The organism is Promicromonospora sp. NPDC057488 (genome assembly GCF_042802395.1).
GTDB lineage: Bacteria > Actinomycetota > Actinomycetes > Actinomycetales > Cellulomonadaceae > Promicromonospora.
Genome location: NZ_JBHVEG010000151.1, coordinates 1 through 15,347, shown reverse-complemented (window position 1 = coordinate 15,347; position 15,347 = coordinate 1). Strand labels below are relative to the sequence as shown.

Sequence of the window (15,347 nt, the reverse complement as noted above, 5' to 3'; positions counted from 1 at the left end):
GCTCCCGCAGGGTGCGGGAGACCGGGCCTCGTCGTCGTCCTCGAGCGGCCTACTTCTTGCCGGCGATGCCGAACGCGGCCGTGACCTCCTGGGTCACCGAGTTGCCGGCGTCGTCATGGGCGGTCGCCCGCAGCGAGACCAGGTCGGCGCCACGGGACGGGATGCGCAGGCGCGCCTCCCAGCGGTCGTCGTCGCGCCGCAGCGAGACCTTGGACCACGTGGTGCCGCCGTTGTAGCTGACCTCCAGCGTCGCCCCGTCGACCGTCCCGGCCCGCGGAGCGCCGGGCACCGTGTACGGCTCCACCGCGAACGGCACGGTCGAGCCCGCCCGGACGGTGCCGTCCAGGGCCGTGTCCACGTCGTAGTCGAGCTGGACCAGCGGGAGCGGCGTGCCGTTCTCGCCGGGCACGGCCTCGTCGGCCTGGTCGGCCACGAAGGTCCACGACGTGCGGGTGCGCGTCGAGTACCGGTGGGCGTCGTCGGCGGCGTCGGTGTCGATCTCGAACCGGTACTTCTGCGGCCCGTCGACCAGCGGGACCGACGTCTGGACCGCCTGGCCGATGTTCTCCCTTACCAGGGTGTCGCCCTGGTAGAGGCGGGAGGTCACCGGGGTCTCGCCCCAGCCGAACCCACCGGTCAGGCCGTTCGGGCCGCCCGCGGTGGACACGTTGACGGCGAACCAGTCGCCGCTGTGCCACGGGCCCCAGTAGCCGTCGCCCGTGCGGGGCGCCGCCACGGCGGCGAACCAGTCGCGCACCGTGGTGCTGCGCGGCTCGTACGCCTGCCGCACGCCACGCTGCTCCCAGCCGCTCTCGTGGTTCACGTTCTCGTACCACTCGACGTCGTCGTACGTGGAGACGTAGTCGGTCCGCTCCGTCTTCGTGGGCTGCAGGGCCCGGACGCTCAGGCACGGCGGCCACTGGTAGTCGCGGCAGTCGGCGCGGTCGTCGACGGCGAGCCGCTCTTCAGTGTCGTGGTACCTGCTCTCCACGGTCGCGAGCTGGCGGCTGGTCGGCGCCAGCCCCAGCTCGGCGGGGATCTCACCGGGCCAGCTCTTCGACACGTCGTACAGGTACGTCGGGAACTCCACCGCCTTGCCCGTGAGCGTGAGCAGGCCCTTGCCGGCCGCCTTCAGGAGCTTGGCACCCTGCGCCTCCGGAACGGAGACGACGGGCAGGTCACCCTGGGTGACGTTCTCGACCAGCGAGCCCGGCCGGTCGTCGACGACTACGAGCAGCGCGGCGCCGGCAGCCTGGGCGGCGGCCTCCCGCTCCTCGGTGGTGACGGCGTCGTCCCTGGTCACCAGCACTGCGCGACCCTTGGCGCTCACACCTTCGTAGTCGGCAGCGGTGCCCGTGCCGGCCGTGACGGCCCGCAGCGCGACCCGGCCGTCGAGCCGCGCCGAGCCGGCCTGGTACACCGGGTCGAACGCGACGGGCAGCGGAGTCCAGGCCCGCACGTCGAGGGCCGGCTCGGTGGCCCGCCACCGCACGGCGAAGTCGAAGTCGGCGCTGTCGACCGGCCCCGTCTTCGCGGCGTAGAACGAGTCGACGTCGGCCGGCACCGCGTACGTGGCGCCGAACGTCGAGTACAGGCCGCCGATCCCGGAGTCGTTGAAGAACTGGAACCGCCGGTAGTCCACCTCGCTCGCGCGGGGCGTCCGCAGCGTCAGCTCGTCGGCGTCGCGGGCGTCCAGCACCAGGGACTGGTCCGCGTCGGAGACGACGACCTGCGGGTCACCGACCAGCGCGATGCCGGTCGAGCCCGGGCCCTTCGAACCGGCGACGTCGAGGAACGCGGTCGCGGAGTACACGCCGGGCTCCAGCCGCTGCGTCGGCACCTCGCCCGTGGCCGGGTCGATCGGCAGGCTGCTGACGAACTGGTCGCCGTAGCGGTAGAAGTCCACGTAGCCGCTCGCCGGCTCGCCGGAGCGGTCCAGCGCGGTGATGTCGAGGCCGTACCGCTCCTCCTCCTTGACCAGCGCGACGGCGGTCCGCACGCTGACCTCGCCCGAGGCGTCCGTGCCGACGACGGCGCCGCTGTACTTGCCGGCCAGTGCCGCGTCGTCGGCGTCGGCGGTGACCGTGACGTCGGCCGTGCCGCCGGCCGGGACCACCACCTCGGAGGCGGACAGGGTCACGAGGTCGCTGTCCGCGCCGTCCGGCCCCGTGACGTCGGTGCTCAGGGCGAGCGTGACGTCGGCGTCCGTCGAGTTGGTGAAGGTGACGGGGGCGCTCGCGGGCTCGTCACCGTCGTGCGGCCAGCCGTAGAAGCCGAGCAGCCCGCCGCCGGACGCGTCCACGCCGTCGAGCGCGGCCGGGACGTCCAGGCGGCCCGTGCCCACCTCGTACGCCGGGGCGTCGATGTCGGCGGCCGAGGAGACCAGGGCCTCCTTGAGCTGCTCACCCGTCAGCTCCGGGTGCGCGCCCTTGACGATGGCAGCCGCACCCGCGACGTGCGGGGTGGCCATGGAGGTGCCGTTCATGGAGACGTACCAGCCCTCACCGCCCGACTGCTGCGAGCGGGCCGCGACGATGCCGACGCCGGGTGCCGTCAGGTCGGGCTTGATCGCGTGGTCGCCCACGCGCGGGCCGTAGCTGGAGAAGTCGGCGCGCACGTCGTCGTCGTCCACGGCGCCGACCGTGAGGGCGGCGTCGGCCGTGCCGGGGCTGCCGAGCGAGCCCTCCGCGTAGCTGTTGCCGGCCGCGACGACGAACAGGGCGCCCGTCTCCTCGCTCAGCGCGTTCAGCGCCTGCGCCATGGGGTCGGTGCCGTCGTTGAGGCTGGAGTCGCCGAGGCTCATGGAGACGACGTCCGCGTTGGCGGCGCCCCACTCCATGCCCGCGATGATCCAGGAGTCCTGGCCGTAGCCGTCGTTGTCGAGCACCTTGCCGACCAGCAGGTCGGCGCCCGGGGCGACGCCCTTGTAGAGGCCCTCGCTCGCGGCGCCCGTGCCGAGCACCGTGGACGCGACGTGCGTGCCGTGGCCGTGCTGGTCGTCGTCGACCGCCTGGCCGGGCACGAACGACTCCGCCTGCGCGATCTGGTCCGCGACGTCGGGGTGCGTCGCGTCGATGCCGGTGTCGAGCACGGCCACCGAGGCGCCCGTGCCGTCGAAGCCGGCCGCCCACGCCTCGGGCGCGCCGATCTGCGCCGTGCTGTGGTCCAGGGTGGACTCGGCCTTGCCGTCGAGCCAGATCTTCTCGACACCCGCGGCGAACGCCCCGGGCTCGGCCCCCGACCGCGCCGAGCGCGCGGGAGCAGCTGTCGCGGCCGACCAGAACGCCGACGCCTCGGCCTTCCTCGCGTCCACGGCGGACGCGTCGATGCTCGGCAGGTCCAGCGTGCGCCTCGCGCCCGGCAGCTCGGTCGCGGCGGAGCGCGCCCTGCTGCCGGTGTGCTCCAGGATGAGCGGCGTGGCGGCCACGGTCTCGTCGTCGTACTGCATCTGCAGCAGCGCGGTCACGTCGAAGAGCCGCCGGTCCAGGGTGCCTGCCGCCAGGTACGGCAGCGCGGCGTCCGGGATCACGTAGGTGTGGTCGCCCACCTGCTGGGTGCGGACGGCGCCGCCCCCGGCCGGCTCGACGCCGAGGGCCAGCGCGCCGTCGTCCCCGGTGGTGACGTCCACGACGTCGCCGGTCACCAGGGTGACGGTGGTGCGCCCGTCGGCCAGCGCGGGGGTGTCGGGGGCGGAACTGCCTGAACCAGAGCTGCTGGGGGTCGCGTGCGCTGTGGTGGCCATCGCGGCGACCAGGGCGGTCGCGGCGACTGCCGCGGCGGCCCGGGTGGCGGCCGGGAGCCCGCGCCGGGTTGGGGATCTCATGGAGGTGGACACTCGCAGCCGGTCGCGACACGTCACAAGAGGCACATCGTGGCGGCTTTACGGCATGTCGTGACTCCGCCAGAGTTGGGCACCCATCGACGTGACGGAGGAGTGCCATGCTCGGCGACGTGCTCGGACTGACCCCTGACGAGACCCTCGCGTACAGCGAGCTCGTCGCCATGCCCTCGGCGACCGTGGCGGACCTCGCCGCGGCGCTCGCCACCTTCGGGACCTCGCTGGGCGACGCCCACCGGCTGCTGCGCCGCCTGGAGGAGCACGGCCTGGCCGCGCGGCTCACCGGGGACGAACGGCGGTTCGCCGCCGCGCCGCCCGCGATCGCGCTCGGCGCGCTGCTCGCCCGGCGCCAGGACGAGGTGCGGCACGCCGAGGTCGAGCTCAGCCGGCTCGAGGAGGTCTACCGGGTGGCCGCCGCGGGCCGGGGGCCCACCGACGTCGTCGACGTGATCCGGGGCGAGGACGCCGTGCGGCACCGGTTCGAGCAGCTCCAGCTCGGGGCGCGCGAGTGCGTCGACGCGTTCGTCCGCCCGCCGGTGATCGTCACGTCCAGCCAGGAGAACTCTGCCGAGGGCCAGGCCGTCGAGCGGGGGGTGCAGTACCGCGTGGTGGTCGAGCGCAGCATGCTGGAGAGCCAGGCCGTCACGGTCGACGAGGCGGTCGAGGCCACCGAGGCGGGCGAGGACGTGCGGTTCGCCGAGCGGGTGCCGCTCAAGCTCATCCTCATCGACCGCCGGCTCGCGCTGCTGCCGCTCACGTCGTCGGGCGACGTCGTGGGCGCGCTGCTGGTCCGCGAGAGCACGCTGCTCGACGCCCTGCTCGCGCTCTTCGAGAACGTCTGGGACCGCTCGACGCCGCTGCTCGTGGGCACGTCCGGCCTGGCCGGCGACGTGGTGGAGCACGTGGACGACGACGACGCCCGCGTGCTCGGCCTGCTGCTCGCCGGGCTCACCGACCAGGCCGTGGCCAAGCAGCTCGGCACGTCGCTGCGCACGGTGCAGCGCCGGGTGCGCGCGCTGATGGACCTGGCCGGCGTCGAGACGCGCGTGCAGCTCGGCTGGCACGCCGCGACGCGCGGCTGGGTGCGCGCGGGGGCCGTGCCCGTGTGACGTTCGCGACGCGGGCACGGTGCCGTCCGAAATCCGCTTTCCGCGCCGCCGGGCCCGGGGCGAGGATCAGCCGGTGACCTCTTCTCCACGCACCGGCGCCCTCGGATTCTGGGCGGACCTGCCGCAGGACGGCCGCTGGCTGCTGTCCACCGTGGTGGTGCAGTTCTTCGGCCGCGGCCTGACGCTCCCCTTCACGATCATCTACCTGCACGAGGTGCGCGGGTTCTCGCTGGCCCTGTCCGGCACGCTCATGGGCCTGATCGCCGTGGTCGGCGTGCTCGTGACCGGCCCGGCCGGCGCCCTGGTCGACCGGTACGGCGCCCGCCGCGTCATGCTGACCGGCCTGTTCTTCGCCGTGGCGGGCTACTCGGTGCTGGCCTTCGCCACGACGCCGCTGGTCGCGGCCGCCGGGCTCGCCCTGTTCGGCGTGCAGCTCGGCGTCGGCTGGCCGTCGGTGAACGCGCTGGTGGCCACGGTCGTCGACGGCGACCTGCGGCAGCGGTACTACGGCGTGAACTTCGCGCTGCTCAACCTCGGCGTCGGCGTGGGCGGCGTGGTGGGCGGCCTCGTGGTCGACGTCGAGCGGCCCGGCACCTTCGTCATGGCGTTCCTGGTCAACGCGGCGACGTTCCTGCTCCCGGTCGTGGTGCTGCTGGGCCCGCTGCGGCACCTGCACGGCCGCGTGGACCGTCCGCACGACGCCGAGGTCGGCGGCGAGAGCTACCTCGCGATCCTGCGCCGGCCCGAGGTGCTGTGGCTGGCCGCGCTGGGCCTGCTCGCGGCGTTCGTGGGCTACGGGCAGATGGAGGGCGGCTTCCCGGCGTTCGCCCGGCAGGTCGCCGAGGTCTCCACGCGCGTGGTCGGGTTCGCGTTCGTGGTGAACACCGTGGTCATCGTGGTCTTGCAGTTCTGGGTGATGAACCGCGTGAGCGGACGCCGCCGCACGCGTGTCCTCGCGCTCATGGCCGTGGTGTGGGCCGCGGCCTGGCTGCTGCTCGGCGTCACCGGCCTGCTGCCGGGCGGGCTTGCGGCCGTGGTGATCGTGCTGGCGTTCCACGGCGTGTTCGGCCTGGGGGAGACCCTCATGCAGTCCGTGCTGCCCGCCCTGACCAACGACATGGCGCCCGCCCACCTGCGCGGCCGGTACAACGCGATCGGCTCGGGCTCGTTCCAGGCCGGCACCATCGCGGGGCCCGTGGTCGCGGGGCTGCTGCTGGAGCACGGCTGGTCCGGGGCGTTCATCGGCGTCGTGGTGGCCGGGTGCGCCGGCATCGCGGCAACCGCCTTCGCCGTCGGGCGACGCGTCACGCCCGAGGTCAACGGCCTGCGGCGGGTCCCGGCTGAGGCGTCGTCGTCCTGACCCCCGTACGGCGGTCGAGCCTGTCGAGACCCGGGTCTCGACAAGCTCGACCAGCGCAGGGTGCGGTCAGGCGACCGGGTCCGACGTCGCCGCGTGCTCCCGCGCCCACGTCAGCGCGTGGTCGGCGACGGCCTCCCAGCCGGTCGCGCCGCAGGTCCAGTGGTCGCGGCCCTCGAACTCGTAGTACTCCGTGACGGCGGGCGACCTGTCGTAGTGCTTGGCGTTGGACCGGTTCACCGACGGCGGCATGATGTGGTCCTCGCTGCCGCCGATGAACAGCAGCGGAGCGCGGTCGGCCGCGTAGTCCACCCAGGTCTCCTGGGGTCCGGGCTTGAGGTTCGCGAACAGGCCGTACTCCCAGACCCAGTGCCCCGGCGCCGGGATGGCGTACCGCTCCCAGACGCCGCGCGACTCCTCGGCCGAGAGCGTGTTGGTGAACGCGTAGTGGAACTCCTCGGGCGTGAAGCCCACGGCGCGGTGCCGGTTGGCGGGGTTCTTCAGCGCCGGGAACAGCGACCTGACCTGCGACAGCGGGTTCACCCGCACGCCCTCGGTCGGTGCGGAGTCGATCACGACGCCCGCGGCCCCCAGCCCGCGGGCCAGCAGGAGCTGCGTGAGCGCGCCGCCGAACGAGTGCCCCATGATGATCGGCGGTCTCGGCAGCGCCTCGATCACGCCGGCGAGGTGGTCGACGGTCTCGGGCACGGTGAGCTTCGCGATGATCTCGGGGTTCTCCCGCAGGGCCTCGACCTCGATGTCGAAGCCGGGGTAGCCGGGCGTGAGCACCGTCAGTCCCTCGGCCCGGTAGTGGTCCACCCAGGCCTCCCAGCTGCGCGGGGTCATCCACAGGCCGTGGACGAGAACGACGGTGTCGGGCTGTGCTGCGTTCATCAGGCTGCTCCTCGGGGCGTCGGGCAGGGGCATCAGGGCGTGCGCGTCGGCCGGGGGCGACGTCCCCTAGACCCTGCCGCCCGGGACGGCCCGCGCGGACCACGTGAACCACGTAGTCCGTCGCGGGTCCGGGAGGTGCTAGGGCGTGGCGCTGGCGTGCATCGTCAGCCGGTCCGCGAGCTGTCGCCGCGAGGTCACACCGAGCTTCTGGAAGACCTTGCGCAGGTGGTAGTCCACGGTGCTGGGGCTGATGAACAGGTTGGCCGCGATCTCCGGGTTGGTGCGGCCGCGCGCGGCCAGCCGCGCGATCGTGTGCTCCTGCGCCGTCAGGCCGAACCGCCGGGGCGGGGCGTCGGTCTCGCCCGGGGCACCGAGGGTCGCCAGCTCCGCGACGGTGCGCGCCACGAACAGCTCGGCCCCGCTGTGGTGCAGGTGCTGCAGGGCGAGCCGGAGCTGCTCGGCCGCGTCGCGCCGCCGTCGGGCCCGGCGCAGCCACTCCCCGTAGACCAGGTGGGACCGGGCCCGGTCCATCTCCGCGCCCGTGCCGCTCAGGGCCTCGATCGAGGCCCGGTAGTGCGGTTCGGGATCGTCCGGGTCCGCCAGGGCCAGCGCCAGCGCGCGCTCCGCCACCCCGCGGCACCAGGCCGAGCCGTTCGCGTCCGCTAGGGCGGACAGCAGCCGGGCGGCCCGCGCCGCCTCGGCCGGGTGCCCGCTGCGCGCGGCCGCCTCGACGTAGTCCGGGTACTGGTGCGGCGTGACGTGCAGGAACGGGTCCTCGATGAGCGGCAGCAGCCGCTCGTAGGCGTCCTGGTAGCTGCCCTCGGCGAGGTCACGCACCGCGAGGGCCGCCATGGCGGACCCCTCGACCCCGCCGAACCCGGTCGCGGCGGCGCCGTCCGCGATCGCCTGGACGGCGGGCCGCGGCGCCCCGGTCCAGGCCAGGACGGCGACGTTGGGCACGTTCTCGGCGTCGTACCCCATGGCGCGGCGCACGTCGCGCACGAGCTCGTCGTAGCCGGTGGCCCGGCGCAGCGACCCGCCCCAGAGCTCGGACAGGGCCATGACCCACAGCAGCGTGTCGAGCACCTGCAGCGCCCCGGAGTCGCGCGCCGCCTGGGCCGCGCGGACCAGGGCGGCGGTCCGGCCGGCGTCGTCCCACAGGAACGTGCCGAGCGACGCGATGGTGGTGCCCATGTGCATCAGGTCGGTGTCGGGCAGCGTGAGGAGCGCGTCGAGCGCGGCCCGCGCCGGGCCCACGGCCTGGGGGTACGGGGCGAGCACCAGGGCGCCCAGCCCGCGCAGGACGTCGGACGCCGGCCCCTCGGCGAGGTCCGCGCCCGCGGCGAGCCGCCGGCCCAGGTCCTCCCGCGTGACGCCCAGCATGAGCCGCTCGGTGGTGCAGCAGGACTCGAACGCGCGCAGCAGCGCCACCTGCTCCCGCTCGGGGTCCCGGCCGTGGAACGCGTCGGCCGCGCCGAGGTGGGCGGCGGTGGCCCCGCGCACGCCGTCCGGGTCCGCCGTGAACAGGGCCAGCGCGCTGCGTACCGACGTCACGCGGCCGCTCGTGGTGGCGTCGACCGTGGTCAGGTCGATCTCGTCGACCAGCCGCTGCGCCAGGTGGACCGCGCCGACGGACAGCGCCGCCTCGGCCGCCCCGACCTGCCGCGCGCCGCGGACCGGCCCGGGCGGCGTGAGCTCGGCGGCGCGGGTCAGGATCGTCGCGCGCGACGCGAGCCCGCCGCGCCGCGCGGCCAGGTCCGCGGTGTGCGCCAGGCGGTCGGCGACGGCCGGGTCGGTGCCGAGCACCGCGCGGGCCGCGTGCCAGGCCGCCGTCTCGACCAGGCCGAGGCCCTCGGCCGCCCGGGCGAGCGCCGCGTGCATGCGGCGCAGCTCGGGGCCGGGCGCGGCGTTGTAGACGGCGGACCGCACCAGCGGGTGCCGGAACCGCACCACGGGCTGCAGCTCCACCAGGCCGGCGAGCTCGGCCCGGTCGCCGCCGCCGGGGTCCAGGCCGACGTCGTGCGCCGCGGCAGCCAGCAGGTCGATGTTCCCCGTGGAGTCCGCGGCTGCCAGCAGCACCCAGGCCTGCACGTGGGGGTCGGCGCGCCGCACCTGCCGCACGTAGTGCTCCTCCAGGTGCCGTCCCACGGGCACGGGCGCGCCGCCCAGCCCCAGGTCGGGCAGCTCGTGCACCAGGGCGTCGCCCGCCAGGTCGATCAGCGCCAGCGGGTTGCCGCCCGTGGCCCGGGCGATGGCCGCGGCCGCCGACGGCGCCACCGGCTGCGCCGCCGACCGGTTCAGCAGCTGCACCGCCGCCTCCAGGTCCAGGCCCGTCAGGGCGAGCTGCGGCACACCGCCCATCCGCTCCGCGAACCCGCCGTCGTCCCGGGCCGCGAAGACGACCGCCACGTGCTCCACCGCGAGCCGCCGCGCCACGAACGCGAGGGCGTCCAGGCTCTCGGCGTCGATCAGGTGCGCGTCGTCGACGACGCACACCACGGGGGTCCGGTCCGCGGCCGCCGAGAGCAGCCCCAGCACGCCGAGGCCCACCAGGAACCGGTCGGGCGGCGGCCCCTCGGTCTGGCCCGACGCGACGCGCACGGCCTGCCGCTGCCGCTCCGGCAGCCCGGCGCAGTGCTCGCGGAGCATCGTGACCAGCCGCTGCACCGCCGCGAACGGGATGGTCGACTCCGACTCGTACCCGTCCAGGCGGATCGTGGTCAGGCCCGGGACGCGGGTCGCCTCGGTCAGCAGGCAGGTCTTGCCGATCCCCGGCTCGCCCAGCACCAGCAGCGACCCGCCGCGGCCGGTGCGCGCACCACGGAGCAGCGTGGCCAGCCGACGCAGCTCCTCGTCGCGCCCCAGAGGGGTGGCGGCGGTCTCCATCCGCCAACGGTAGGTCGGTACGGGAGGGACTACGTGGTTCACGTGGTCCATTCACCCGGTCCGCTGCGGATGATCTTTTGTGTCCGAACCACGACAGGAGACACACCGATGGCCAGGAGACGCTTCACCCGCCCTACCGCCTTGGTCGCCGCGCTCGCCACGGCACTGCTCGCTCTCTCGTCCGTGACCGGTGCTACGGCGCCGGCCCGCTCGCACGGTTCCCACGGGTCCCCGGGACACCACGCCAAGCCCACGATCGTGCTCGTCCACGGCGCGTTCGCCGACTCCAGCGGCTGGTCCGGCGTCACCGAGCGCCTCCAGGACCGCGGCTACCCGGTCCTGGCGTTCTCCAACCCGCTGCGCGGCCCGACGTCGGACAGCGAGTACCTGCGCCTGTTCCTCGACACCATCGAGGGACCGATCGTGCTGGTGGGCCACTCCTACGGCGGCGCCGTCATCACCAACGCCGCGACCGGCGACGAAGACGTCGAGGCCCTGGTCTACGTGGCGGCCTTCGCGCTCGCGGAGGGCGAGACCGTGGCCGACGCCAACGCGCTGGGCGGCGGCCCGCCGCCCGTGGTGATCGACCACCTCGTGCTGCGCCCCTACCCCGGGGCCCCTGAGAACGACGCCGACGCATACATCGACCCCGAGTGGTACCCGCGGCTGTTCGCCCAGGACCTCCCGCGCGACACGGCCGAGGTCATGGCCACCAGCCAGCGCCCGGCGACGCTCAGCTCGCTGGTGACGCCGTCCGGCCCGCCCGCGTGGGAGGACATCCCGAGCTGGTACATCGTGGCCAAGAACGACCGGATCATCCCGCCGCAGGCCGAACGGGCCATGGCGAAGCGCGCCGGCTCCACGACGGTCGAGCTCAAGAGCTCGCACGTCGCGATGATCAGCCAGCCGGGCGCCGTCACCAAGGTCATCCTGGACGCGGCCCGGAACAGCTGAGCCCCGTCCGCTGAAGACTGTCCGCCGCCTGGGTGCTGGTTCCCAGGCGGCGGACAGCGGGTGAGCAGGATACTTTCGTTGCCCTTTTCGCCCGGTCTCTCCAGAGTGTCACGTGGACCACGTACGTGGACCAGTGGTTGCGCCCCGCTCAGGGCGCTTGCACCCCGGAGGCAAGATGCACAGTCGCATGCCAACCAGACGACGCGCGCCGATCGCTCTCGCAGCGGTCGGCGCACTGCTGGCCACCACGGTGAGCGTGACCCCGGCGCTCGCGAGCACCCCGGCACCGGCGGGGACGGCGCCCGTCGCGGCCGCCGACGTCCCCGACCGCGCCGCCGACAAGATCACGCCCGCCGTGCAGACGCGGCTGGAGACCAAGGAGTCGACCGACTTCTGGATCCGGTTCGCCGACCGGCCGGACCTCGCGCCCGCCAAGGCGATGGCCGACTGGGACGAGCGCGGCCAGTACGTCTACGACGAGCTGACCCGCACGGCCAAGGCCTCCCAGTCCGGCGTCGTCGCCGACCTGAAGGCCGCCGGCGTGGACTACGAGTCCTACTGGATCAGCAACGCGATCCTCGTGCAGGACGGCACGCAGGAGCTCGCCGAGCAGGTCGCCGCGAGCCGCGAGGTCAGGCAGGTGCACGAGCGGTTCGCGGCGCAGCCGATCGAGCCCGTGGAGCGCAAGGCCACGACGAAGCGCGCGCCGCTCGCGACCGAGTGGGGCCTGGACGCCATCGGCGCCCCCGACGTGTGGGACCTCGGGTTCACCGGCGAGGGCATCACCGTGGCGAACATCGACTCCGGCGTCGACGTCGAGCACCCCGCGCTGCTGGAGCACTACCGCGGCTACCTGGGCGCGGACGGCCTGAGCAACGACTACAACTGGTTCGACGCCGGCGGCTTCTGCGACGGCGCCCCGTGCGACGGCGACGCCCACGGCACGCACGTCATGGGCACCATGGTGGGCGACGACGGCGAGGGCAACCAGGTCGGCGTCGCACCGGGCGCCGACTGGATCGCGGCCAACGGCTGCGCCTCCTGCTCCGACGCCGACCTGCTGGCCTCGGGCCAGTGGATCCTGGCGCCGACGCGCGCCGACGGCTCGGACCCCGACCCGTCCCAGCGCCCGCACGTCGTGAACAACTCGTGGGGCCAGCAGGAGCCGGGCGCCATCGACGACTTCATGTCCGAGGAGATCGACGCCTGGGAGGCGGCGGGCATCTTCGGCGCGTGGGCCGCGGGCAACGCGGGCGAGGCCGGCTGCCAGTCGACGTCGTCCCCCGGGGCCAACGTCGCCACCTACGCGGCCGGAGCGTTCGGGGAGTCCGGCGAGATCGCCGAGTTCTCCTCGCGCGGCCCGGGCGCCGACGGCGTGACCAAGCCGAACCTGGCCGCCCCCGGTGACAACGTGCGCTCGTCCGTCCCGGGCGGCGACTACGCCGAGTTCAGCGGCACGTCCATGGCCTCCCCGCACCTGGCCGGCGCCGTCGCGCTGCTGTGGAGCGCGGCGCCGGTCCTGGTCGGCGACATCGAGGGCACCCAGGCCCTGCTGGACCAGACCTCGGTCGACGTGGCCGACGACTCCTGCGGCGGCACCCCCGCCGACAACAACGTGTGGGGCGAGGGCAAGCTCGACGTCGCGGCGCTCGTCGCCGCCGCGCCGACCGACGGCTTCGGCTTCGTCGCGGGCACCGTGACCGACGCCGACGGCGAGCCCGTCGGCGGGGCGCGCGTGACCACGGGCGACCGCTCCGACACCACGGACGCCGAGGGCGCGTTCCGCCTGGGCCTGGAGGAGGGCACGCACGAGCTGGCCGTCTCCGCGTTCGGGTACCTGGACGCCACGGCGCAGGCCGAGGTCGTCGAGGGCGAGACCGTCACGGTGGACGTCACTCTGGAGGCCGCGCCCACGACGACCGTGAGCGGCACCGTCACCGACGGTTCCGGCCACGACTGGCCGCTCGACGCCGAGATCACGGTGCAGGGCGCGCCGAGCGGCGTCGCCACCTGGACCGACCCGTTCACCGGCGAGTACTCGCTGGAGCTGCCGCAGTCGGCCACGCACACGCTGGTCGTGCAGCCGTCCGTGACCGGCTACGCCGCGTTCACCCAGGCGGTCGAGGTCGGCACGGACCCGGTTTCCGCCGACGCCGCGATCCCCGTGCTCTCCGAGTGCACGGCCCCCGGCTACGACCTCGTCGGGGCGGGTGCCACGGAGGAGTTCGAGTCGGGCGACGTGCCCGAGGGCTGGACCGTCGAGGACCTGGCCGGCACCGAGCAGGTCTGGACGTTCGACGACCGGTTCGGCGCGAGCAACATGACCGGCGGCGAGGGCCTGTTCGCCGAGGTGAACAGCGACGCCTACGGCGAGGACGGGGCGCAGGACACCACGCTCACGTCGCCCGCGTACGACCTGAGCGGCGTCGAGGCGCCGCTCCTGACGTTCGACCAGTCGTACGGCGCGATCGACGACTTCGCCGACGTGGACCTCAGCCTCGACGGCGGGGAGACCTGGGAGACGGTGCTGCACCAGACGTCCGACGCGCTCGGGCACACGGTCGTCCCGATCACGGCCGCCGCCGACCGGTCCGACGTGCGGGTCCGGTTCCACTACGGGGACGCCGTGTACGCCCTGTGGTGGCAGGTCGACAACGTCGCGATCGGGGCCTGCACGCCGATCGAGGGCGGCCTGGTCTCCGGGTTCGTGCACGACCTCAACACCGGTGACGGCGTGAACGGCGCCACGGTGACGGCGGGGGAGCAGAGCGCCAGGACCGTCGACCCCGAGAACCCGACGGTCGGCGCCGGGTACTACTCGCTGTTCTCCCCGGAGGTCGGCGAGCAGCAGGTCGGCTACGCCGCCAAGGACTACGAGTCCACCGAGGCGACGGTGACCGTCGTCGCCGACGCGATCACCCGGCAGGACGTCGAGCTCGCGGCCCCGCTCCTGACCGTCTCGCCGGAGCAGATCTCCCGCGAGGTGCGCCTGGGCGGGACCCGGTCCGGCTCGTTCACCGTGACGAACGAGGGCACCGCGCCCGCGGACGTCGAGGTGGCGCCGGCGTCGTCCGACTTCGAGATCCTCGGGGCGTCGTCGGGCACCGGCGTCATCAAGGGGGCGAGCGGCGAGACCACCGGGGTGACCACGGCGGCGTCGTCGGGCGACAAGGGCGTGGCGGCCGCGAAGGACGACGGCCTGGCCCGGAACGGGAAGCACCCCGGGAGGACGGCGACGCCGTCGGCCCCGCCGGCGCTCCTCGCGGACGGGACCACGATCACCCACTCCTCGTCGCAGGACATCACCATGGGCAACTCGGTGGCGTGCGTGGGCAGCCAGACGCAGTGGCTGCGGACGTTCACCCTGGAGGACTTCGACATCCAGGGTGAGCTCGCCGTGACCAACGTGTCGTTCGGCGTCGAGACCGCCGTGGCGGACAGCAACGTCACGGTCAACCTGTACGAGCTCGACGGGGACTTCGTCTACGAGAACATGACGCTCGTGGGCTCGTCCGACGTCACGCTGGAGGCCCAGGACCTCACGCTGGTCGACGTGCCGGTCACCGGCACCGCGTCCGGCACGCTCGTGGTCGAGGTGGTCAGCGCCGACGAGTTCTTCATCGGCTCCAACGCGGAGCCGGAGACGGCGCCGTCGTACCTCGCCTCCGACGACTGCGGCAACCCCGAGCCCGCCACCGTGGCGGACCTCGGGTTCCCCGACATGCACACGGTGCTCAACGTGACCGGCGAGACCACGGTCGACGTGCCGTGGCTCGACGTGCAGCCGCCGGCGTTCACGCTGGCCCCGGGCAAGTCCGCCAAGGTGTTCGTCGACCTCGACAGCAGCCGGGTCGACCAGCCGGGCACCTACACCTCGGACGTCGTGGCCGACGGCGGCACGCCGTACAGCGAGCCCCGCGTCGAGGTGTCGCTCTCGGTGACCCCGCCCGCGAGCTGGGGCAAGATCGCCGGGACGGTCACGGGCGCCACGTGTGACGACGAGACGGTGCCGCTCGAGGGCGCGTTCGTGGTCATCGACGGCTCCGAGTACGACGTCACGCTCGTGACCGGGCCGGACGGCGGCTACGCCCGCTGGATGGGGGTGTCCAACAACCGGCTGACGCTGCTCAGCTCGGCGACGGGGTACCCGCCGGAGTCGAAGTCGGCGCGCATCGTCAAGGGACAGACGGTGGTGCACGACTTCGAGCTGAACGAGTACTGCGGCTAGGCCTTCGCTGGTCGGGCGTCCCTCGCTGGTCGAGCGGTCCCTCGCTGGTCGAGCTTGTCGAGACCCAGGTCTCGACAAGCT

The 15,347-nt window shown here is 74.0% G+C and carries 7 protein-coding genes; 4 read left to right on the top strand and 3 right to left on the bottom strand.

Annotated elements, in window-relative coordinates; all coding sequences use genetic code 11:
• Window positions 1-49 precede the first annotated feature (49 nt).
• Window positions 50-3,823 carry a S8 family serine peptidase gene (locus tag ACFU5G_RS23420; RefSeq protein WP_377250189.1) on the bottom strand — a complete coding sequence of 1,258 codons (3,774 nt, stop codon included), beginning with the start codon at window positions 3,821-3,823 and terminating at the stop codon, window positions 50-52.
• 116 nt (window positions 3,824-3,939) lie between these two features.
• On the opposite strand from ACFU5G_RS23420, the gene ACFU5G_RS23415 reads away from it, so the two are divergent.
• Window positions 3,940-4,947, top strand: coding sequence for a helix-turn-helix domain-containing protein (locus ACFU5G_RS23415; protein WP_377250186.1), 1,008 nt, complete (start codon window positions 3,940-3,942; stop codon window positions 4,945-4,947).
• A 73-nt stretch (window positions 4,948-5,020) separates the two neighbouring features.
• Window positions 5,021-6,307: an MFS transporter gene (locus ACFU5G_RS23410; protein ID WP_377250183.1), complete on the top strand. Its 1,287-nt coding sequence runs from the start codon at window positions 5,021-5,023 to the stop codon at window positions 6,305-6,307.
• Window positions 6,308-6,373: 66 nt separating this feature from the next.
• On the opposite strand, the gene ACFU5G_RS23405 is transcribed toward ACFU5G_RS23410, so the two are convergent.
• Entirely contained in the window at window positions 6,374-7,198 is an 825-nt protein-coding gene (locus ACFU5G_RS23405) for an alpha/beta hydrolase (protein ID WP_377250180.1), read from the bottom strand.
• A gap of 138 nt (window positions 7,199-7,336) precedes the next feature.
• Window positions 7,337-10,084 carry an AAA family ATPase gene (locus tag ACFU5G_RS23400; protein ID WP_377250178.1) on the bottom strand — a complete coding sequence of 916 codons (2,748 nt, stop codon included), beginning with the start codon at window positions 10,082-10,084 and terminating at the stop codon, window positions 7,337-7,339.
• A 108-nt stretch (window positions 10,085-10,192) separates the two neighbouring features.
• Between ACFU5G_RS23400 and ACFU5G_RS23395 the strand changes: the two genes are divergently transcribed.
• Window positions 10,193-11,038 carry an alpha/beta fold hydrolase gene (locus ACFU5G_RS23395; protein WP_377250176.1) on the top strand — a complete coding sequence of 282 codons (846 nt, stop codon included), beginning with the start codon at window positions 10,193-10,195 and terminating at the stop codon, window positions 11,036-11,038.
• Window positions 11,039-11,225: 187 nt separating this feature from the next.
• Window positions 11,226-15,266: a S8 family serine peptidase gene (locus ACFU5G_RS23390; RefSeq protein WP_377250174.1), complete on the top strand. Its 4,041-nt coding sequence runs from the start codon at window positions 11,226-11,228 to the stop codon at window positions 15,264-15,266.
• Window positions 15,267-15,347 lie beyond the last annotated feature (81 nt).